The sequence below is a fragment of the Arthrobacter sp. K4-10C genome (assembly GCF_059090085.1).
This window is the reverse complement of the sequence record NZ_JBNHFI010000011.1, coordinates 184,118-204,335: the sequence shown is the minus strand read 5'-3', so window position 1 is coordinate 204,335 and position 20,218 is coordinate 184,118. Positions and strand designations below refer to the sequence as shown.

Genomic DNA, 20,218 nt, shown 5'->3' with positions numbered 1-20,218 from the left:
AAAACGTCAAAGCCACCGCAACCGACGCAGCCCAAAACATCAAAACCGAAGGCCAACACGCCGCCACCGACGTCAAAGACCGCGCCACCGACGCCAAGGACAACGTCCAAAACACGTGAGCGGCCAGGACAGGATGCCGGAGCTGCCCCGCGACCCAGCGGGGCAGCAGCCGGATCCGAACCAGCAACCACCCGCCGGCGGCCCCCGGCACATGAACTCCCAAATCCCGGGCGCCGACCCGTGGGCCTTCCACCGGCTGGTCAGCATCGCGGCCCGCCTCAATGAGCGCAGGGTCAACCGCCAGCTCGCGCGGCTCAGGTTGACCCAGGGGGCACTGGATGCGCTGGAGGCGGTGGCTGAACTGGAACCTGCCACTGCCTCCGACGTGGCCGAACTGCTCTGCGTCAGCAGGCAAAGCCTCGGCAAGGTCCTGGGCCGCCTCCACAGCCTGGGGTTCCTGGCCAAGGAAAAGGCAACAGATGCACGGAGCGCCAACATCCGCCTGACACCGGCCGGGCGGGCAGCACTCTCAACGGCAGAGGAACTGGTTCAGTCGCTGCCCGAACCTAAGGCCGCGCCCGAGTTGCGCCACCACCTCGAACAACACATCGGGCAACTCAGGGATATCGAGCACACTCCCCTCCCCCGGCGGCGGGCCCGAAACCCGCACCAGGGATCCCAAGCCTCCACCCCCAAAGACATCACAAGCACACACCTCAACGAATCAGGAGCACGCCAATGGCTACAACAAACCGCGCCACGGGACCCAAAACAACCCTTCAAAAGGCAGCCCAGGCAGTAGGCGCAGTCTTCCTCCTGGTAGGAGTCCTGGGCTTCATTCCGGGCATTACCAGCAACTACGAGACGCTCACCTTCGCAGGCCACGAATCCGGGGCACTCCTGCTAGGCATCTTCCAGGTCTCGATACTCCACAACATCGTCCACCTGCTCTTCGGAGCCGCAGGCATCCTGATGTCCCGCACCAACGGACAGGCCCGCAACTACCTGCTCTACGGCGGAGTCATCTACCTCGTTCTGTGGCTCTACGGCCTCCTCATCGGCCAGGACACTCCCGCCAACTTCGTCCCTGTCAACACCGCGGACAACTGGCTCCACTTCGTCCTCGGCGTCGCCATGATCGCCCTGGCCCTACTGCTCTCCCGCGACACCAACCGCGCAACAACCCGCTAAAACAACTTCACTACCGATCCGGGCAGGGACGGACGTAACCGGCAAGACCGGTTGGCGTCCGTCCCTGCCCGTCCCTATAGGCTGGCAGGATGCCGTCCCTTGCCACCCTGGCGCCCACGCTCGTGGCCCTCGCCATCCTGGTGGCACTCACGGTGGGAGTCCTCTGGGGCTCGCGCACGCCGTCGTACATTGCTCCCGCCGCAGCCGTCCTCCGGGGTGCCGCCCAGCTGGCGCTCATCAGCCTGGTGCTGGGCGGCATCATCACCGATCCCCTGTGGGTGGCTGCGGCACTGCTGGTCATGTTCACCGTGGCGTCTGTGACGGCAACCCGCCGGCTGGCGTGGTCATGGCAGCGGTTCGCCGTGGTGTCGGCAACCATGGCCGCGGGCATAGCGGTGACCCTCAGCGTTGTGTTCGGCACCGGGGCCATCGAGTTCACGCCGCGGTACGTCCTGGCCGTGGGCGGCATCGTGATCGGCAACTGCATGAGCATCGCCGTCCTCGCCGGCCGCAGGTTCTACGAGGCGGTGCGGGAGCAGTGGGACGAAGTGGAAGGCTGGCTGGCACTCGGAGCCACCGCCGGCCGGGCAACCCTCACGCAGGCCCGCCAGGCCGTGCATTCAGCCCTGATCCCCTCCACGGACCAGACCAAAACCACCGGCCTGGTGACCCTCCCCGGCGCTTTCGTGGGCGCCATCTTCGGTGGCGCCTCACCCCTCGAGGCCGGCCGGTTCCAGGTGGTGGTGCTGGCCTCCATCATGGCGGCCGGGTCGCTGACCGCAGTGACACTCCTCCGCTCCCTGCGTGCCGTGAAGGTACGCCCGGAGGCGCTGTAGCCACTCCGTCCAAGGTTCTCCGCGTCCGCCTGCCTGGCATCTGGATTGCTTTCGGCGGAGCCCTTGTACTTTCGGTAGTCAGCGATACTATGTAGTGGTAGTTAGTAACACTGAGTAGTTGAGAGGGGGCCTTGATGGGCAAGCAGATGACCGAAATGCTGAAGGGCACCCTGGAGGGCATCGTCCTCGCGATCCTGGCCGCACAGCCGGCCTACGGCTACGACATCACGGCGCGCCTGCGCGAACAGGGCTTCTCCGACATCGCCGAAGGCACCGTCTACGCGCTGCTGATCAGGATCGAGCAGCGCCGCCTGGTGGACGTGGAAAAGGTCCCGTCCGAAAAGGGTCCGCCCCGCAAGGTCTACTCGCTGAACGCCCTGGGCGCCGAGTACCTCGAAGAGTTCTGGCGGACCTGGGGCTTCCTGGCAGAACGGATCGAACAGCTCCACCAAGAACACCCGCGGGAACAAGGAGAGTAACCATGGCCAATGGATGGCTTGAAAAGATCACGGGCTCATTCGACGACAAGAAGCGCTGGCGGCAGTACAAGGCCCGCAAGGAACAACTTCCCCCTCGCTACCGCACGGCGATCGACGGACTTGAACGCTACTTCACCTACGCCGGCGCCATCGTCAAGGGCGATGTCCTCATGCAGATGCTCGAGGACCTCGCAGACCTGATTGAGCGGGCCGCGGCCGACGGCACCCCGATCCGCGACATCGTCGGGGATGACCCGGTGGAGTTCGCGGAGGCTTTCATCCAGAACTACTCGGACGGCCAGTGGATCAACAAGGAGCGCAAGCGCCTGACGGACGCCATCAACCAGGCCGCGGCCGGCGACGCGTAACCGCGCCGGGAACGGAGAACCGGACATGACCACCAACCATTCCCCTGAGCCAGCGGTCCGAGTGCGGGGCATCGAGAAATCCTTCAAGGATCTGCAGGTGCTGCGCGGCGTCGACTTCGACGTCAGGGCGGGAAGCGTCTTTGCGCTGCTCGGCTCAAACGGAGCCGGCAAGACCACCCTGGTGCGGATCCTGTCCACGCTGCTCAAGGCCGACGCGGGCACCGCCACCGTCAACGGCTTCGACGTCGGCACGGAACCCGGTGCCGTACGCGAGGCGATCAGCCTGACCGGCCAGTTCGCCGCCGTCGACGAAGTGCTCACCGGCCGGGAAAACCTGGTGCTGGTAGCCAGGCTCCGCCACGTCAACAATCCCGGTGCCACCGCGGACCAACTGCTCGCCCGCTTTGACCTGACCGAGGCGGGAAACCGCAAAGCGTCCACCTACTCCGGCGGCATGCGGCGACGGCTCGACATCGCGATGAGCCTGATCGGCAACCCGCCGGTCATCTTCCTCGACGAACCGACCACTGGGTTGGACCCGCAGGCGCGGATCGAGGTGTGGCAGACGGTCAGGCACCTCGCCGGACAGGGCACCACCGTGCTCCTCACCACCCAGTACCTGGACGAGGCCGAACAGCTCGCCGACCGCATCGCGATCCTCCACGAGGGCACCATCATCCAGGACGGCACCCTCGCCGAACTCAAGCAGCTCCTCCCACCGGCCAAGGTGGAATACGTGGAGAAGCAGCCCTCCCTCGAGGACATCTTCCTGGCCCTCGTCGGTGACACGCGAAAGGAACCACGATGAGTACGCATGTTCTCGCCGACACGGCGGTTTTGACCAACCGCTCCCTGCGCCACATCCTCCGGAGCCCGGACACGATCATCACGACGGCGGTCACCCCCGTCGCGCTGATGCTGCTGTTCGTTTACGTGTTTGGTGGCGCGATCAACACCGGATCGGGGGGTTCGTACCTCAACTACATGCTTCCCGGCATCCTGCTCATCACCATTGCATCCGGTGTCGCCTACACCGCGTACAGGCTGTTCCTGGACCTCCAGGGCGGGATCTTCGAGCGGTTCCAGTCCATGCCGATCGCGCGTTCAAGCGTCCTCTGGGCGCACGTGCTGACCTCGCTGGCAGCCAACCTTGCCTCGGTGGCGGTCGTCGTCGCCGTCGCCCTGGTCATGGGGTTCCGCACCGGAGCATCCGTGGCCGCCTGGCTTGCCGTCGCCGGCATCCTGGTCCTGTTCATCCTGTCGCTGACCTGGATCGCCGTGCTGGCCGGGCTCTCGGCCAAGACCGTGGACGGTGCGAGCGCCTTCAGCTACCCGCTGATCTTCCTGCCGTTCATCAGTTCCGCGTTTGTGCCAACGGGCTCGATGCCAGGGCCGGTTGCCTGGTTCGCCGAGCACCAGCCGGTGACATCCATCGTGGACGCGGTCCGCGCCCTGTTCGCCCAGGAGCCAATCGGAAGCGACATCTGGATTGCCCTCGCCTGGCTCGCCGGCATCCTGGTGGCCGGCTATGCCCTCGCAATCGCTGCCTACCGGCGCAAGGCCGCCTAAACGCCCCCGCGAAACTACAATGGGAAGCACTGAAACTGCGGCGCCGCGCAACCCATTGGCCTGGGACGGCGCCGCCCAAGGCCGCTACTTTCCGGCACTTCCCCGGCCCCGGCGGCGCCATGAAAAAGACACCCAAGCTCCTGCGCAGGATGGCGACAGCCGCCGTCGTACTGTTCTTTGCCTCGGCCTGCACCTACGAGGAGCCGACGCCGTCGCCCTCCCCCACCCAGCAGGGTGCCACCGACTCCCTGGACCGCACCATGCGCGCCTTCATCGACCAGGGCGCGGTAGCCGCCATCACGGAAGTGAGATGGCCCGGCGGGAGGTTCTCGAAGGCCTATGGCGTCCGGGATCTCGGCACCCGGGTCTCTGCGCAGACGGATGACCTGGTCGCCGTGGCGAGCGTGACCAAGACGATGACGGCAGTCTCGGTGCTGAAGCTCGTGGAGGACGGCCTGATCGGGCTGGACGATCCCGTGAACGGCGTGCTGGACAGCTTCACCACCGTCCTCCGCCCGCCCGGGCCCATCACGGTCCGGCAGCTTTTAACCCACACCTCCGGCATGCCCACGTTCCAGACTGCCAATGAGAGGACGGTCGACGACGTCCCCCGGCTTCTGGGCGAAAGCCTCACCATCCAGAGGCAGCTGGAGCTCACCGCGTCCCTGCCCTGGGAGGCCAGGAACGTGGGGTCGTTCCAGTATTCAGACTCCAACTACGTGGTGCTGGGGCTGCTGATCGAGAAGCTCCGGGCCAAGCCGTATCCCCGCGTGATCCTGGAGGATGTGATCACCCCGCTCGGCCTGGAGGGCACCTTCCTGGAGTGGGACCTGCGCGAGGACCCCAAGCTGGTCCACGGCTACATCACCTTGCGCGGTGAGCGCTTTGACGTTGCGCAGGCTCCGGGTGAAGTAGGGTCCGCCGCCTACGGTGTGGTCTCCACGGTGCCGGACGTGAACGACTTCTTCGCCGGGCTTTTCGGCGGGAAACTGCTGTCCCAGGCATCACTGAGCGAGATGACCAGCCCGGGCAACTTCCCGCCCTATGGCCTGGGCCTGTGGAGAATGTCCCCGGGCTGCGACGGCAACGACCGGTTCGCAGGACGGGGCGGCTTCTGGACCTACCGCACCTTCGCCCTTAGCAGTACGGACGGGCAGTACCAGGCCGCCATGACCCTGGTCCCGCCGCCGATCCCCACACCCCTGGAAGACCCGGAATCGGCCGACCGGCTCGAACTGTGGTCCGGCCAGATGGAGTCTGCGCTGCAGGAGACGCTGGACAGGCTCTGCCCCTAGACCGTCGGCAGCAGTCCGAGCTGGCGGAACCGCTCCAGGTTGTCCTCCAGGCCCCACACCTTGGCGATCCGGTCGCCCTGGAACACGAAGAAGTACACCTCATCGATGTTCTCGAACCGCCGGCCAGTGGGCTCGTAACCCCGCCACAGGCCCAGGTGGGTGCCGGAGCAGCGGAAGCGGACCGCCACGGTGTCGCCGCCGTCCACCACATGCAGCACCTCCAGGCGGGTATCGGGAAACGACATGAGGAACGGCTCCAGCCACCGCCGGGCCACCGGAACCATCCACGGGACGTACAGCTCGTCCAGCACGTCCAGAAGCCGGCCGGTGAGCACCTCGTCCACGAGGCGGTGAATCACCGAAACTTGGGGGCTGTCCATGGTCCTAACTTTCGCCTGCCGGGACCCCCACCGTGCAGTTGGCGGCGTCGTCCACGACGTCCTCCAGGTCCCCAGTGCGGTGCAACACTTCCAGCTGCCGGACGGCGCCGGTGCCAACGTGCAGCAGGTTGTCCGTCAGCTCCTCCACGCGTTGCAGGTCGCCATTGTCTTCAAGCGCCGCGCCGATGTGGTTCAGCAGGGAATTGACGACGGCGAGCGCCGGCGCCGGCCTGCTGGTCGCCGGATCCAGCAGTTCCCCGCGCAGTCCCCAGCGGCCCGCCTTCCAGCCCGCCAGCCGCAGCAGGGCGGTGGGCACGGCCACCGGCTCGACGCCGTTCCGCCACTCGCGCGCGGCGGTTTCCACCAGCCCCCGCGCGATCCCGGCGAGCAGCACCGTATTCTCCGGCCGCAGGCACACATCGGCAAGCCGGATTTCCACGGTGGGATAGTGCCGGGAGAGCCGGGCGTCAAAGTAGACCATGCCCTCATCCAGCGCGACGCCGGTGCTCACCATGTCATGCACCAGCTGGAAGTACGCGTCCGGCGTGCCCAGGATCTCCAGTGGCCCGGCAGACGGCCACCGGTTCCACACCTGGGACCGGTAGCTGGCGTAGCCGGTGTCCTCCCCGTGCCAAAACGGCGAGTTGGCACTGAGCGCGATCAGTACCGGCAGCCAGTTCCGGATCCGGTCCAGCACCCCCACGCCCTCTTCCGGGGATTCGATCGAGACGTGGATGTGGCACCCGCAGGTCAGCTGCTCACGCGCCGTGATCCCGTACTCCTCGGTGATCGCGGCGAACCGCCGGAGCCGCACCGGATGCGGATCGCTGGGCAGCGGCGATGTACCAAGCGCAGCCACCCGCACCCCCACGTCCTCCGCAGCCTGGCGGGCGATGAGCCGCCCGGCGACGATGTCCGCCTCCAGCGCAGCCATGGTGGAGTGCGGCGGGGTGACCACCTCGATCATTTCCTGTTGGAACTCCGCCGTCAGGACAGGCCCGGCGCTGGATTCCAGCGGCCTGACATACAGGTCCAGGAGCGCGCCCGCCATCGGTACCGCGCCGCCGCTGCCGGGGTCCACCAGGAGCAGTTCCTCCTCCACGCCGAACGTCCGGACACCCGGACCCCCGTTGCCGGTGGCCTCACCGCCTGCACCACCGCTGCGTGCGCCCGCACCGGAGGTGCCGTTACCCGGATAGGTGTCCATCGCCGTCGTCCTTTACTCGTTCCATCACTGCAGGTGCATCCCGCCGCCGTGGAGAACAATATAATAAGCACCCTTATCAATCAGCGGAAAGAGCCTGCTCCCACCTCTGCCGGGACTGGCGCGGGAGCTGATCAATTTGCCGCCGGAAATGGGAATTAGCGAACACTATTGGGTCTTTTTGATTGGGCCGGGCGGGCTTACGGTAGACGCACAAGGCCGCTTATCCGGGGTGGCCGGCCAAGGAGGACTTTCCAATGACAACGCACGTCGCTGACTGCAGCGTAACGAACTGTTCCTTTAACGACCACACGAACTGCAACGCCGCCGCCATCACCGTGGGCGGAGCCGAGAACCACGCGCACTGCGCCACGTTCATTGAAACGGGACTTCACGGCGGCCTGCCCAAGGTCCTGGCCGACGTCGGAGCCTGCCAGCGCAGCGAATGCGTCCACAACGACCACCTGATGTGCAACGCAACCGAGGTGCACGTCGGGCCCGGCCGGGACAACGCCGACTGCCTCACCTACTCGCACGCATAACCACACCTGAACCATTCGGAGCACCCGGGACTGCAAAGCCCCCGGGTGCTCCGTTGCTGTCTGCACCCGGTACCCACTCTGGCCGTGCCACTTGCTGCCGCACCGCCGTCGTAGGCCATCCTCTGTACTTTCACCACCCTCGCAGGTAGATTCGGATGTGTGGCGGGCCTCATGCCCTGCCCTCCCCCAGCCGATCTGCACCGGCACCGGGAGTAGCTGCTGTAGTCCAACGGCAGCACATGATGCAGAAGCGGAAGGGCCCCATCGTGGCATCCTCGCATTTCGAACAATTCCTTCAGGAAGCAACTATCTTTGATCCCTCCAGCGATACAACGCTGGGCCCGGACTGCCTGTACGGCCTGTACATCAGCTGGGCGAACCTTCGCGGATTGGTCCCCAAATCCGACCTGGCCTTCCGTGCCGGAATGCACCGGTGCGGGGTGGATGTCCACGACTCCCGGCTGCGCATGACCGGCCCTGCCGCGGCGGACTACATCCTGTACAGCTACCCGGCCGTGGCCTGATGACCACCAATACGAGCGGTTTCCGGGGTGCGCCGCACTTCCGGCCGTCCCCGCTGGCCTGCCATCAGTGCAGGACCGACCACAGCCTGGAGATCACGGCTATCGACACCCTTCCGCTCGTCTCAGGCGCAGCGGAGTTGGACTCCCGGGTGGAGGTCACCTTCTTATGCACCAGATGCGGTGTGCCGTTCACGCAGGCGGCCGACGTTACCGACGTGGCACGAATCCTGAACCGCCCCGGCAACACCCCCAACGTGCTGGCGTTCGGCGGGCACCACATCCATTGCGGACGGCCCATGCGCGCCGCGGGAGCGGAGGTGCGCAGCATTCGCGGGACCTACAGCGACCGGCTGCTTCCGGCTACTTTGGGCGTTTACCTGGCCACCCGGGTCCTGCGGTGCGTTTGTGGTTTCCAGATGGAAATTCCTGACAGCAGCGGCCCGGCGACGGCATGAGCCGGCTTGCCCTGGATGGCCTGACGGTCAACATCAGCCGTATCCAAGGACTGCTGTTGTCCGCCAATCTGATCGCGGGGGTTCCGCCGCGGGAAAGGTAGGGGCGGGCCTTGGGTTTCGATGTACACGAGCCGGCGCAACGCAGCCGGCTCAAGGAGGTTCTGCAGGCAGCCGACATCACCGTGGGCGAGTTGTGGCTGCAGTATGTCAGTATGGGTGGTTCAGCCGGCGAGTATGAGGTCCAGGCTTACGTTGAAGGCGTCCTGTCCCTGCCCGTCACCGCACGCGACCTGCTGGCCATGGCCGCAAACGAGATCGTGGATGGGACGCTGCCCCTGCGCGCCCCGTATGCGGACCAGCTGGAGGGGCACGATAACGCCGGGTGAAGCTCCGGAGGAGGCTTTGCCGGTGCTTCCGGTACAACATTGCGGACCGCACCACCGGGATACACGCTTTGGGGTCACTGTTCCGCTTCCAGCATGAGCGGGGTGTCACTGTACGGGGCGCGGGGCAGCCAGGGGGAATCAATGATCATCTCGTTGACTGCCCAGGCCAGGAGGTCGCGTTCGGCCAGCGGCAACTCTCCCGCCTCCATCGCATACGCGTTGACTTCCCCCTCGTCGGCCCTGCCGCCGATGCTGAGGTAGTAGTGCCAGAGCTGGACAAGGGTGATGTCCAGATAGCCGATCACGCTCACCGTGAGGATCTGCTGGTCTGACTCGTTCACTCCCGGCTCCCGAAGTTCAGCAACGTGAATTTGGTTGTTCAGGTGCCCGTTAGGCATCAAAGTGCGTATTGACCGCGTCCTTGCTGATGGACGCCAGTACTGTCGCCGCCACGTCCCGAAGCTTCACATTGCGGGTGTTCGAGGCTTTTTTGAGGATGTCCATGGCTGTGCCCTGGCTGCAGCGGTTCTGGGCCATGATGGCACCGGTCGCGAGGTCGATCATTGTCCGCGACTTCATGGCCTCCGTCAGGTCGTTGCGCATATCCGTCAGCTGTGCGATCCGCAGTGCCAGGCGCAGCGACGTGCTGGCGTGCCGGGCGAAGTCCCCGGCACGCCGGATGTCTTCGTCGGTAAACCCATGACTGCCCTCGGCGTACAGGTTGAGGGCGGCGCTGGCCCCGGCCTCGGCAAGGAAGGGCACCGCGAGGATGGAGTTGATCGTGTCGTCCCCTACCGCAGCGGCGTAGCCCGGCCACCGCCCGTCATTCGCGAGGTCCGGAACATGGACCGTGACGCCGTCGCGGATGGCTGCCAGGCAAGGCCCTTCCTTCGACTTGTACTGCACCTCGTCCATGGCCCTGGCTCGTGCATCACTGCTGGCCACCGTGGTGGGCTTCTTGTGGCGGACCAAGGTAATCCCGCAACTGACATCCGAGCCAGGCCGGGACAGGTCCGTGGCCGCGAAAACGGCAAGCTCGTGCAGGAAGTCCTCAACCTGGGAGCTGCTCAGCACGAATTCGTCCAGGCGGCCGTACTCCGCCTCGCGTGTTGCTTCTTCGGCCATGGCAGGCCTCATTCCTGGTAATGCCCTGCACCCGCCCTGGCTCGGGCGGAGACACACGGACCTGGAGTGCCCGGCACCGGGCCTTTCCCCCAGCGTACGCCCGAATGCACCCGCCCGCCCCTCCCGTTGGGATTCCTGCTGGAACGTTTCTATTCCGACGGCGGCGAAAGGTCCCCGCATCCGCCGGCCATGAGTGGAGGCACTGGCCGAGCGCCTGCTGGCCTGCATATCTGGACAAGAGCTCCGCGGGGGCGGGAGCGCCATTTTTGTTCTTCCCTCAGGGGTCTTCCCGCGCTACTGTGGGCACACAGCCGCCCGGCCCCGAGCCGGACGTGTGGGCTCATGCAGTTGGGCCTCTGGATGCTTCCGGAGGGACACGCGTGCGTAACAAGCCACGAACAAACCACACAGCACGGCGGGCCGCGGCCCTGCTCGCCAGCCTCGGTGCCATGGCGGCGCTGACGTCCTGCACCGCCGAAGTACAGCGCGGCTATCTTCCCGGCGAGCGCGACACAACTGACAACACCCCGCTGATTACGGATCTGTGGGTCAATTCCTGGATCGCCGCGGTGATCATCGGCATCATCACCTGGGGCCTGATGATCTGGGTAATAGTCGCCTACCGCCGGCGGAAGGGCACCGAGGGATTTCCGGCGCAGATGAGCTACAACCTTCCGCTGGAAGTCTTCTACCTGTCCGTGCCGCTGATGATCGTGGGCGTGCTTTTCATTTTCACCGACCGGGACCAGCGGGCCATCGACGCACGGGACCCCAACCCGGACGTGGTGATCGACGTCCGCGGCAAGCAATGGTCCTGGGACTTCGGCTACGTCAAGGAGGACGTCCATGAGGACCCGGGTGTCCAGGCCCACCTGACCGGCGAGTACGGCACACCGGACAGGCTGCCCACCCTGTACCTGCCGGTGGGCAAAACGGTGGAACTGCAGCTGAACTCGCGCGACGTCCAGCACTCCTTCTGGGTGGTGGAGTTCCTGCAGAAGCGGGACATGTACCCGGGCGATAACCAGTACCACCGATACATCAACATCACGCCCAACCGCACCGGTGAATTCACCGGCAAGTGCGCAGAACTCTGCGGCGAGTACCATTCCGAGATGCTTTTCAGGGTCCGTGTGGTCACCCAGCAGGAATACGACAGCCATATCGCGGATCTCCGGGCCCGCGGCAACACCGGCATCCTGGGCGATGAATACGACAGGAACCCGGCACGCCCGGCACTGGAAGAGGCACAACAAAGGACGGAACCCTAAATGACCGCCACCCAGAACACGGGCGTGACGTCGGCAACCGCAGCGCCGTCGACGGTCAAGCGCCCCAAGGGAAGCATTGTGGTCAGCTGGATCACCTCCACCGACCACAAAACCATCGGCTACATGTACCTGATCGCGTCCTTCGCGTTCTTCCTGCTGGCCGGCGTGATGGCGCTGCTGATCCGCGCCGAACTGTTCCAGCCGGGCATGCAGATCCTGCAGACAAAGGAGCAGTACAACCAGCTGTTCACCATGCACGGCACGCTGATGCTGCTGATGTTCGCCACGCCCCTGTTTGCCGGGTTCGCCAACGTGATCATGCCGCTGCAGATCGGCGCCCCGGACGTGGCCTTCCCCCGCCTGAACGCGCTGGCCTTCTGGTTCTTCCTGTTCGGCTCCACGATCGCCACGGCAGGGTTCATCACTCCGCAGGGTGCCGCCTCCTTCGGCTGGTTCGCTTACGCGCCGCTGTCCAACACCACCTTCACACCGGGTGTCGGCGGTGATCTGTGGGTCTTCGGGCTGGCCCTGTCCGGCTTCGGCACAATCCTGGGCTCGGTCAACTTCATCACCACCATCATCTGCATGCGCGCCCCGGGCATGACCATGTGGCGGATGCCCATCTTCACGTGGAACACCCTGGTGACCGGCATCCTGGTCATTATGGCCTTCCCGCCGCTGGCGTCAGCCCTGTTTGCCCTGGGCGCGGACCGGAAGTTCGGCGCCCACATCTTCGACCCTGCCAACGGCGGCGCCATCCTCTGGCAGCACCTGTTCTGGTTCTTCGGCCACCCCGAGGTGTATATCATCGCCCTGCCGTTCTTCGGCATCGTGTCCGAGATCTTCCCGGTGTTCAGCCGCAAACCGCTGTTTGGCTACAAGGGCATTGTGTATGCCACCATTGCCATCGGCGCCCTCTCCGTGACGGTGTGGGCCCACCACATGTATGTCACCGGCGCGGTGTTCCTGCCGTTCTTCGCCTTCATGACCATGCTCATCGCGGTCCCCACCGGTGTGAAGTTCTTCAACTGGATCGGCACCTTGTGGGGCGGCTCCATCACCTTCGAAACGCCCATGCTGTGGAGCATCGGCTTCCTGGCAACGTTCCTTTTCGGCGGCCTCACCGGCATCATCCTGGCCTCCCCGCCGCTGGACTTCCACGTGTCCGACTCCTACTTCGTGGTGGCGCACTTCCACTACGTGGTGTTCGGCACCGTGGTGTTCGCCATGTTCGCCGGGTTCTACTTCTGGTGGCCCAAGTTCACCGGGACCATGCTCAACGAACGCTTGGGCAAGATCCACTTCTGGATGCTGTTCCTCGGCTTCCACGCCACCTTCCTCATCCAGCACTGGCTGGGCGTCCTGGGCATGCCCCGCCGGTACGCCGACTACATGCCCGAGGACAACTTCACGCTGATGAACCAGTTCTCCAGCATCGGTTCATTCCTGCTGGGCGCCTCGATGATCCCGTTCTTTTGGAACGTGTACATCACGTGGCGGACGGGCAAGAAGGTCACGGTGGACGACCCCTGGGGCTTCGGTGCCTCGCTGGAGTGGGCTACTTCGTGCCCGCCGCCGCGCCACAACTTCACCTCGCTGCCCCGGATCCGCTCAGAACGGCCGGCACTTGACCTGCACCACCCTGAACTGAGCGTCCGGGAGCACGCGCCGGCGCACGGAGCCGCTGCCGGGATGCTGGGAGCGGCGGACATCGGCGAGCGGGACGTCCGGGACCCCGATCCGAACAAGTAGCACAAGCGAACGAAGCCCCTCACCCGGAAGGGTGAGGGGCTTCGAACGGCCCAGGAGGGTTATGCCTTTGCCACTTGGGGGTTGTCGGCTTCCTTAAGTTCAATCTCTGCTGTTGCCTGGATGAGTGCGAGCAACTCGGGGTCCAGTCCCGGCGCAAACTCTTCTTTGCGTTCCGGGGACATGGTCAACGGAACGCCTTTAGGCATAACATCGGTGCTCAGTTCGGTACCGTCGTTCGACGGCGATGCGCCCCGATACAGCTTGCCTGCCTGGCTGAGGTTGTCGGCGCTGAAGGTGTACTGCACGCTTTGCAGCCCTACGTCGAGCAGCTTTTTGACTTCGGGGAACTGCTCGGCGTTGGTTTTGGGGATCGGCAGGACCTTGCCCCAATTCACTCCCAGGCTTTCGAGCGCCTTGGCGAACGCGTTCTCGTGTGCCTGGTCCCGGACGATCAGGTAGGCGATGGTTGACCGGGCCGTCTTGTTCTCCGTCATCTCGTAGATTCGGCATTTCTGGAGGCGGCCTGTGGATTCAAGCATCAGGTTGTAGAGCAGGTCGAGGACCAGGTTCCCGCTGTTGTAGACGTAGGACCCGCTCCACGGGTTTCCGGCCGCGTCCACCGGCAGTGCACCCTGCGCCCCCACCAGATAATGGTGGATGTTGCTTGTGTCCAGGGCGATTTTCAGCGGTGTGGCACCTTTGGCCCCGGGCTCGTCCACAGGGTCGGTTTTCTTTCCCTGATAGCGGGGGGATCCGTCCAAAAGCTGCGAAATGGTGGTGCCGATAAGTTCCACATGGCTTATTTCCTCGGTCCCCACACCCTGGAGAAGATCCTTGTAGGGCTTGGATGCCGGGTCGCCGCGGAAGTTCATGCTCTGGAACAGGTACTGCATCATGGTCCGCATCTCACCGAATTGCCCGCCCAAGCCTTCCTGCAAGGCATTCGCTGCTGCCGGATCGGGCTCGTCAGCAGCGATTTCGTTAATGAGAAGTTCAGTATGCAGGTACATGGTGATTCTCTCCCTTGTCGTGTTTTGCTGTTGCCGGCTTGAGGCTTCCGGCCCAGTCATGGCCGGACCGCTGCCGGGGACAGCAATTCCGTCACACCGACACCATAAGCATGCTTAGTATTTCCTTGGCAACCCCTTTTTGCCGGCCGGACCGCCGGGTGCGGCGGCGAAGTTGATCAGCATGCTTACTATCCTGCGGCAGATGCGCCGCTTTTTCCAGACGTTTGCCTACCCTGGAATAGAAGCCACCCGCCCACGGCCAGGACAACGCTGATTGCCAGGAAGCCCAGGTCCCAGGCCAGCGGACCGCCCAGATCGTCCCGGACGTGGTGGATGCCGAGCAACTGGTGGTTGACCAGGCCCTCGACCACGTTGAACACACCCCAGCCGGCAAGGACCAGGCCGGTTTGGAAACGCCAACTCGCGGACAACCGGCCTTGCTGGCGGGCCCGGATGGTCAGGATGGCCGCGGCCACCACCAGCACCCACATGGCGCCGTGGAATAGCCCGTCCGCCAGGGTGTTCAGTTCCAGCCCGGCTACGGTCTTGGTGTTGCCGGCTTCGGTGTGGCTGAGCATGTGGTGCCACTGCAGCATCTGGTGTAGGACGATGCCGTCCACGAAGCCGCCCACGCCCATCCCGAACACGAACGCCGGCGCCGCAGCGGCACCCGCCGGCGAGCCAGGAAATTCCTGTGACATGACGCTTCCCCTTGGCCTGTTGCACCTGGACGGTGCCCTGTTCACGTAGTCCGTACCCGCGGGTCGGACGCCGCAACCGGAGAAAACCCCTAATGTCGCCCGCCGAAAGAACCCTTGACCACGCCTGCCCGAGATGGAAGCCTGTGAAGCACTGCGGTGGGACCTCGAGCCAAGGGGCGGCTCCTGCATGACAGGACCCTTCCACTGCCAGCCAACATTGAGGCGGCACCCCTTGCGAGCAATGGTTTACCGCGGCCCGTACAAAATCCGGGTCGAGGAAAAAGACATCCCGAAAATCGAGCACCCCAATGACGCGATTGTGCGGGTCACCACCGGCGCCATCTGCGGCTCGGACCTGCACCTTTACCACGGCATGATGCCGGACACCCGGGTGGGAATGACGTTCGGGCACGAGTTCGTGGGCGTGGTGCACGAGGTGGGTTCCTCGGTGCAGAACCTGGCCGTCGGGGACCGGGTGATGGTCCCGTTCAACGTGTACTGCGGGTCCTGCTACTTCTGCTCCCGCGGCCTCTTCTCCAACTGCCACAATGTCAATCCGAACGCGACGGCGGTGGGCGGCATCTACGGCTACTCCCACACCTGCGGGGGGTACGACGGCGGGCAGGCGGAATTCGTCCGGGTCCCCTTTGCGGACGTGGGGCCGTCCAGGATTCCTGACTGGATGGACGAGGAGGACGCGGTGCTGCTCACCGATGCGCTCCCCACCGGCTACTTCGGCGCCCAGCTCGGGGACATTGTGGAGGGTGACACGGTGGTGGTGTTCGGCGCCGGGCCGGTGGGCCTGTTCGCCGCCAAGTCAGCATGGCTGATGGGTGCCGGGCGGGTCATTGTGATCGACCACCTGGAGTACCGGCTGGAGAAGGCCCGGAGCTTTGCGCATGCGGAGACGTACAACTTCGGCGAGTACGACGACATTGTGGTGCACCTGAAGAAAGCCACTGACTACCTGGGCGCCGACGTCGTGATCGACGCGGTGGGGGCCGAGGCGGACGGCAACTTCCTCCAGCACGTGACCGCCACGAAACTGAAGCTGCAGGGCGGCTCGCCGATAGCGCTGAACTGGGCCATCGACGCGGTGCGCAAGGGCGGCACCGTGTCAGTGGTGGGAGCCTACGGGCCGATTTTCAGCGCCGTGAAGTTCGGCGACGCCGTGAACAAGGGCCTGACGCTGCGGATGAACCAGTGCCCGGTGAAGCGCCAGTGGCCGCGGTTGTTCGAGCACATCCGGAACGGGTACCTGAAGCCCAGCGACATCGTGACGCACCGTATTCCGCTGGAGCACATCGCCGAGGGTTACCACATGTTCTCGGCGAAGCTGGATGACTGCATCAAGCCCCTCATTGTGTCCACCCCGGCCTGAAAGGAAGAGCACCATGGCTGAGATACCAACGCCTTACACCGCCGGCAAAGCTGTACTAAAGGAGACCGCGGAGGACCTGCGGGCGCGCATCCCGGGATGGGGCGTGGACCGCGACCCGGCGGACCGGCCCTCGTTTCCCCGCGAACAGCCCGGGATCCAGACCGGTGCGCACTGGGACTTCCCGGAACGCCAGCAGGAGGAGTGGCCCCGGGAGCGGTCCATCGAGCACGCCTTCGTGACGCCTGTGTTCGGAACTTCGACACCGCCCAAGGGTGCCTCGGGGGCGGTCCGGAAGTACGCCTACGCCAAGTACAGCGAGGGCCGGGCCGCGCACTGGCTGCTGCTGATCGCCGCAGACCGGGTAGACGCCTGGGAGCACCACCTGCGTTCGCTGGCCACCCTGCGTCCGGACAACCCGGTGACGGAGACGGGGGTGCTCAGCGAGTTCTCCCGGGGCGGCCTCAGCTCCCGGTTTGGGAAGCGCCGGGTGGACACCAACCACTCCTGGCTGGACCCGGTCGTCGTGGGCGGCCCGTGGGTGCTGGCCGGGCTGGGCGCCGTGGCTGCGGTGCGCGCGTTGGCCCGCCGCCGCTGATTAGCCGGCCAGCCCGAGCAGGACTCCCCCGGCTGCACCCACCAGCACTACCGCCCACGGCGGCGCCTTCCACGCGATGAGCAGCACGAAGCAGGCCAGCCCCAGGCAGAACTGGCCGGGCCCTGTGATGGCCGAGGTGAACACCGGGCTGTAGAGGGCCGCGGCCAGGATTCCCACCACCGCCGCATTCGCGCCGCGCATCAGCGCCTGCGCCCCCGGGCGGGAACGGAACCTGTTCCAGAACGGCAGCACACCGGTGAGGAGGAGGAAGCCCGGCAGGAAGACCCCGGCCAGGGCGATGCCTGCACCCGCAATGCCTCCCGGACCGACGCCGGACAGCGTCCCCAGGTAGGCCGCGAAGGTGAACAGGGGCCCCGGTACGGCCTGGGCCGCGCCGTACCCTGCCAGGAACTGCTCGGAGGTAACCCAGCCGGGATTGACGACGCCGGCCTGGAGCAGCGGCAGGACCACGTGTCCGCCGCCGAAGACCAGGGCGCCGGCACGGTAGAAGGCGTCGAAGAGTGTGAGGCCGGCAATACCGGTGGCCCCTGCCAGCGCCGGCATCCCCACCAGCAGCGCCAGGAACAGGACCAGGCAGATGGTTCCGGCGGTCCTGCTGACCGGGAACCGCATCGCTCCCGTGACGTTCCCGGTTCCGCTGCGGCAGAGGACCAGGCCTGCCAGTGCACCGACGGCGATCGCAGCCACCTGACCCAGCGAGCCGGCCAGCAGGATGGCCGCCACCGCCGCAACCACGGCTATGGATGCCCGTTCCCTGTCCGGCGTGAGGGCTTTGGCCATCCCCCAGACGGCCTGCGCCACAATCGCAACGGCCACGATTTTCAGCCCGTCGAGGATGCCGGAACCGATGGTGCCCTGGAACAGCGAGGCGCCTGCGGCGAAGCCGACCAGCAGGGCGGCGGACGGAAGGGTGAACGCCAGGAACGCGGCGAGGGCGCCGAGGGTGCCGGCGCGGTGCAGTCCCAAACCGAATCCCACCTGGCTGGACGCCGGACCGGGAAGGAACTGGCACAGGGCCACGAGGTCCGCGTATTCCTTGTCGTCCACCCACCTGCGGCGCTCCACCAGTTCGTCGCGGAAGTAGCCCAGGTGGGCGATGGGCCCGCCGAATGAGGTTAATCCCAGCTTCAGGAAGACCCGGAAGACCTCCCCCGCGGAACCCTTGGCGGTGGCCGTCGCCGTCCCCGTCACAGGGCCGTCACGAGCCCGGCAACCCGCTCCAGCGCGCCGGGGACAACCGAGTAGTATGCCCATGTGCCCCGCTTCTCGCGGCGCAGGAGCCCTGCCTCCACCAGGATCCTCAGGTGGTGGCTCACCGTGGGCTGGCCCAGGCTGACCGGCTCAGTCAGGTCGCAGACGCAGCGCTCTCCTGATTCCCCGGCCTTCACCAGCGAGAGCAAGCGCACGCGGTTGGGGTCTGAGAGTGCTTTGAAGACCAACGCGGCCTCTTTCGCTTCCTCGGCCCCAAGCGCTTCGCCGGCGGGAGGCGGGCAGCAGGAGGGGTCCGTTTCCGGCGCGGACTGGGCAAGTGGCAGCACAGCGGTCATGAAACCCATTATGCCGCCATATCGACATTCATCAATATGCCGGCAGTACGGTTTTGGGTGGAACCGGCTACGAGGGGGGATGCGTATCCGCCGGTTCGGTCTGGTGGGGGACCACCACGTTGTCCGCCGCCTTGCCGGCAGCAGGAAAAAGGGCCAGCAGGAGACCGAGTCCGATGGCGGCACCCGCGAGCTGGGCCAGCACGAACCCGGGCACGGAACCGGGCGCGATCCCCGCAAAGGTGTCGCTGAAGATGCGGCCCACTGTCACGGCGGGGTTGGCGAAGGAGGTGGAGGAGGTGAACCAGTAGGCGGCACCGATGTAGGCACCGACGGCGGGGGCAGCGAGCACCCCGCGGGAAGTCCGGGCCAGCGCAAAGACCAGCAGCACCAGCCCGGCGGTGGCCACCACTTCACCCAGCACATGCCCGCCAGTGTGGCGCTCCTTCGTGGAGAAGGAGGTTCCGACGTCGAACATTGCGTTGGCGAGGACACTTCCGCTGATGGCCCCGGCCACCTGGGCCGCGACATATATTCCGGTCTCCGGCAGCGTCAGCCCGGTGCCGCTGCGCCGTCCGAGAGCCCAGTCGGCCAGCGAAACGGCAGGGTTGAAGTGCGCCCCGCTGACCGGGCCGAGCATCAGGATCAGCACCGTCAGCCCAAGCACCGTGGCGGTGCTGTTCTGCAGCAGCTGCAGGCCGACGTCATGGGGCGAAAGCTGCTGGGCCGCGATGCCGGAGCCGACGACGACAGCCACGAGGAGGGCGGTGCCGAGCAGCTCGGCAAGGGCACGGCGCCAGAGGGCAGGCTGGGGTGATTGCATGCCAACCAGCTTGACGGACGAAATTAGCTCAGTCAAACTTGAGTCAATGGAAGCTGAACTAAATACCGCTGTTCGCCGCCGCGCTGCCAAACATGCAGCACTGGCGGACGCCGGCCGGCTGCGCATTGTGGACCTGCTGACGCTGGGCGACCGCTCGCCGTCGGAACTCCAGGCGGAGCTGGGCATGCCGTCCAACCTTCTGGCCCACCACCTCCGCACGCTGGAGGAGGCGGGACTCGTGGCCAGGCACCGGTCCGAGGCTGACCGGCGGCGAAGCTACATCCGGCTGGTGGCGGGGTCGCTTGAAGGCCTGGTCCCGGGTAGCGGCCATTCGGCACGCCGGGTCCTTTTCGTATGTACGCGCAACAGTGCCCGTTCCCAGCTCGCCGCTGCCCTCTGGCGGCAGGCAAGCGGGATCCCTGCGGCATCCGCGGGAACGCACCCGGCGGACAGGATCTCGCGCGGCGCCCTTGAGGTGGCCGCCCGCCACGGCCTCCACCTGCCGGACAGCACGCCCCAACTGTTGGACCGGGTCATGGACGAGGGAGACTTTGTGGTGACCGTCTGCGATAACGCCCGCGAGGAAATCCCCGGCCTGCCGGGCGTGCACTGGTCAATCCCCGATCCCGTCCGGCACGGCACTTCCGAGGCTTTCGAGGAGGCATATGGGCACATTTCGCACCGCATCAGAGACCTAGCACCCCGCCTCGTTGCCGCCTAGGGCAACGTATTGACAAGCATCGATATCCAGCGCCATACTCCCTAC

The 20,218-nt window shown here is 65.7% G+C and carries 26 protein-coding genes; 17 read left to right on the top strand and 9 right to left on the bottom strand.

Translation table 11 applies throughout. From position 1 onward, the window contains the following. Window positions 1-115 precede the first annotated feature (115 nt). The 8 genes from AC5RUU_RS16545 (at window position 116) to AC5RUU_RS16510 (ending at window position 5,738) form a co-directional block, all read left to right on the top strand. The gene (locus tag AC5RUU_RS16545; RefSeq protein ID WP_493976287.1) at window positions 116-802 is read left to right on the top strand and encodes a MarR family winged helix-turn-helix transcriptional regulator; all 687 of its coding nucleotides are present in this window, start codon (window positions 116-118) and stop codon (window positions 800-802) included. Continuing rightward, a complete protein-coding gene (locus tag AC5RUU_RS16540) occupies window positions 739-1,191 on the top strand; it encodes a DUF4383 domain-containing protein (protein WP_493976286.1) in 453 nt (150 codons plus the stop codon). Before AC5RUU_RS16545 ends, AC5RUU_RS16540 begins: the two co-directional genes overlap by 64 nt. A gap of 89 nt (window positions 1,192-1,280) precedes the next feature. Continuing rightward, window positions 1,281-2,027 carry an ABC transporter permease gene (locus AC5RUU_RS16535; RefSeq protein WP_493976285.1) on the top strand — a complete coding sequence of 249 codons (747 nt, stop codon included), beginning with the start codon at window positions 1,281-1,283 and terminating at the stop codon, window positions 2,025-2,027. A 134-nt stretch (window positions 2,028-2,161) separates the two neighbouring features. Beyond that, the gene (locus tag AC5RUU_RS16530; RefSeq protein ID WP_493976284.1) at window positions 2,162-2,506 is read left to right on the top strand and encodes a PadR family transcriptional regulator; all 345 of its coding nucleotides are present in this window, start codon (window positions 2,162-2,164) and stop codon (window positions 2,504-2,506) included. 2 nt (window positions 2,507-2,508) lie between these two features. Continuing rightward, window positions 2,509-2,874 (top strand): DUF1048 domain-containing protein, encoded by a 366-nt coding sequence (locus tag AC5RUU_RS16525; protein ID WP_493976283.1) that lies wholly within the window; start codon window positions 2,509-2,511, stop codon window positions 2,872-2,874. Between the two features lie 25 nt (window positions 2,875-2,899). Continuing rightward, a complete protein-coding gene (locus AC5RUU_RS16520) occupies window positions 2,900-3,682 on the top strand; it encodes an ABC transporter ATP-binding protein (RefSeq protein WP_493976282.1) in 783 nt (260 codons plus the stop codon). Next, window positions 3,679-4,443 carry an ABC transporter permease gene (locus tag AC5RUU_RS16515; RefSeq protein WP_493976281.1) on the top strand — a complete coding sequence of 255 codons (765 nt, stop codon included), beginning with the start codon at window positions 3,679-3,681 and terminating at the stop codon, window positions 4,441-4,443. Before AC5RUU_RS16520 ends, AC5RUU_RS16515 begins: the two co-directional genes overlap by 4 nt. 119 nt (window positions 4,444-4,562) lie before the next feature. Next, entirely contained in the window at window positions 4,563-5,738 is a 1,176-nt protein-coding gene (locus AC5RUU_RS16510; RefSeq protein ID WP_493976280.1) for a serine hydrolase domain-containing protein, read from the top strand. Here AC5RUU_RS16510 and AC5RUU_RS16505 read toward each other — a convergent pair. Continuing rightward, the gene (locus AC5RUU_RS16505; RefSeq protein ID WP_493976279.1) at window positions 5,735-6,118 is read right to left on the bottom strand and encodes an ester cyclase; all 384 of its coding nucleotides are present in this window, start codon (window positions 6,116-6,118) and stop codon (window positions 5,735-5,737) included. The two genes, AC5RUU_RS16510 and AC5RUU_RS16505, sit on opposite strands and share 4 nt — an antisense overlap. 4 nt (window positions 6,119-6,122) lie before the next feature. Further along, on the bottom strand, window positions 6,123-7,325 hold the full coding sequence (locus AC5RUU_RS16500; protein ID WP_493976278.1) for a carboxylate-amine ligase: 1,203 nt from the start codon (window positions 7,323-7,325) through the stop codon (window positions 6,123-6,125). A 254-nt stretch (window positions 7,326-7,579) separates the two neighbouring features. On the opposite strand from AC5RUU_RS16500, the gene AC5RUU_RS16495 reads away from it, so the two are divergent. The 4 genes from AC5RUU_RS16495 to AC5RUU_RS16480 all read left to right on the top strand — a co-directional run bounded on the left by AC5RUU_RS16495 (window position 7,580) and on the right by AC5RUU_RS16480 (window position 9,229). Continuing rightward, window positions 7,580-7,864 carry a DUF1540 domain-containing protein gene (locus AC5RUU_RS16495; protein WP_493976277.1) on the top strand — a complete coding sequence of 95 codons (285 nt, stop codon included), beginning with the start codon at window positions 7,580-7,582 and terminating at the stop codon, window positions 7,862-7,864. Window positions 7,865-8,103: 239 nt separating this feature from the next. Next, a complete protein-coding gene (locus AC5RUU_RS16490) occupies window positions 8,104-8,388 on the top strand; it encodes a hypothetical protein (protein ID WP_493976276.1) in 285 nt (94 codons plus the stop codon). Further along, window positions 8,388-8,843, top strand: coding sequence for a hypothetical protein (locus tag AC5RUU_RS16485; protein WP_493976275.1), 456 nt, complete (start codon window positions 8,388-8,390; stop codon window positions 8,841-8,843). Before AC5RUU_RS16490 ends, AC5RUU_RS16485 begins: the two co-directional genes overlap by 1 nt. 110 nt (window positions 8,844-8,953) lie before the next feature. Then, window positions 8,954-9,229 carry a hypothetical protein gene (locus AC5RUU_RS16480; protein ID WP_493976274.1) on the top strand — a complete coding sequence of 92 codons (276 nt, stop codon included), beginning with the start codon at window positions 8,954-8,956 and terminating at the stop codon, window positions 9,227-9,229. Between the two features lie 74 nt (window positions 9,230-9,303). Here AC5RUU_RS16480 and AC5RUU_RS16475 read toward each other — a convergent pair whose 3' ends face one another. Both AC5RUU_RS16475 and AC5RUU_RS16470 read right to left on the bottom strand, forming a co-directional pair. Beyond that, window positions 9,304-9,570: a hypothetical protein gene (locus AC5RUU_RS16475; RefSeq protein ID WP_493976273.1), complete on the bottom strand. Its 267-nt coding sequence runs from the start codon at window positions 9,568-9,570 to the stop codon at window positions 9,304-9,306. 49 nt (window positions 9,571-9,619) lie between these two features. Continuing rightward, on the bottom strand, window positions 9,620-10,354 hold the full coding sequence (locus AC5RUU_RS16470) for a GAF and ANTAR domain-containing protein (protein WP_493976272.1): 735 nt from the start codon (window positions 10,352-10,354) through the stop codon (window positions 9,620-9,622). A 449-nt stretch (window positions 10,355-10,803) separates the two neighbouring features. On the opposite strand from AC5RUU_RS16470, the gene ctaC reads away from it, so the two are divergent. Next, on the top strand, window positions 10,804-11,625 hold the full coding sequence (ctaC, locus tag AC5RUU_RS16465) for an aa3-type cytochrome oxidase subunit II (protein WP_493976296.1): 822 nt from the start codon (window positions 10,804-10,806) through the stop codon (window positions 11,623-11,625). After that, window positions 11,626-13,377 (top strand): aa3-type cytochrome oxidase subunit I, encoded by a 1,752-nt coding sequence (ctaD, locus tag AC5RUU_RS16460; protein ID WP_493976271.1) that lies wholly within the window; start codon window positions 11,626-11,628, stop codon window positions 13,375-13,377. 59 nt (window positions 13,378-13,436) lie between these two features. Here the strand turns inward: ctaD and AC5RUU_RS16455 are convergent, their stop codons facing one another. Together AC5RUU_RS16455 and AC5RUU_RS16450 are read right to left on the bottom strand one after the other, a co-directional pair. Further along, on the bottom strand, window positions 13,437-14,387 hold the full coding sequence (locus AC5RUU_RS16455) for a manganese catalase family protein (protein WP_493976270.1): 951 nt from the start codon (window positions 14,385-14,387) through the stop codon (window positions 13,437-13,439). A 188-nt stretch (window positions 14,388-14,575) separates the two neighbouring features. Beyond that, window positions 14,576-15,088 carry a DUF2243 domain-containing protein gene (locus AC5RUU_RS16450; RefSeq protein ID WP_493976269.1) on the bottom strand — a complete coding sequence of 171 codons (513 nt, stop codon included), beginning with the start codon at window positions 15,086-15,088 and terminating at the stop codon, window positions 14,576-14,578. A gap of 232 nt (window positions 15,089-15,320) precedes the next feature. On the opposite strand from AC5RUU_RS16450, the gene AC5RUU_RS16445 reads away from it, so the two are divergent. Both AC5RUU_RS16445 and AC5RUU_RS16440 read left to right on the top strand, forming a co-directional pair. Next, entirely contained in the window at window positions 15,321-16,469 is a 1,149-nt protein-coding gene (locus AC5RUU_RS16445; protein ID WP_493976268.1) for a zinc-dependent alcohol dehydrogenase, read from the top strand. 13 nt (window positions 16,470-16,482) lie between these two features. Beyond that, on the top strand, window positions 16,483-17,064 hold the full coding sequence (locus AC5RUU_RS16440) for a hypothetical protein (RefSeq protein ID WP_493976267.1): 582 nt from the start codon (window positions 16,483-16,485) through the stop codon (window positions 17,062-17,064). Here AC5RUU_RS16440 and chrA read toward each other — a convergent pair whose 3' ends face one another. From chrA to AC5RUU_RS16425, 3 genes are all read right to left on the bottom strand, one after another. Continuing rightward, window positions 17,065-18,276: a chromate efflux transporter gene (gene chrA / locus AC5RUU_RS16435; RefSeq protein WP_493976266.1), complete on the bottom strand. Its 1,212-nt coding sequence runs from the start codon at window positions 18,274-18,276 to the stop codon at window positions 17,065-17,067. It abuts the gene before it with no gap. Then, complete coding sequence (locus AC5RUU_RS16430) at window positions 18,273-18,632, bottom strand: ArsR/SmtB family transcription factor (RefSeq protein ID WP_493976265.1); 360 nt, start codon at window positions 18,630-18,632, stop codon at window positions 18,273-18,275. Before AC5RUU_RS16430 ends, chrA begins: the two co-directional genes overlap by 4 nt. A gap of 67 nt (window positions 18,633-18,699) precedes the next feature. Then, window positions 18,700-19,452 carry an aquaporin gene (locus AC5RUU_RS16425; protein WP_493976264.1) on the bottom strand — a complete coding sequence of 251 codons (753 nt, stop codon included), beginning with the start codon at window positions 19,450-19,452 and terminating at the stop codon, window positions 18,700-18,702. Window positions 19,453-19,498: 46 nt separating this feature from the next. On the opposite strand from AC5RUU_RS16425, the gene AC5RUU_RS16420 reads away from it, so the two are divergent. Next, window positions 19,499-20,173 (top strand): arsenate reductase/protein-tyrosine-phosphatase family protein, encoded by a 675-nt coding sequence (locus AC5RUU_RS16420; protein ID WP_493976263.1) that lies wholly within the window; start codon window positions 19,499-19,501, stop codon window positions 20,171-20,173. Window positions 20,174-20,218: the final 45 nt, after the last annotated feature.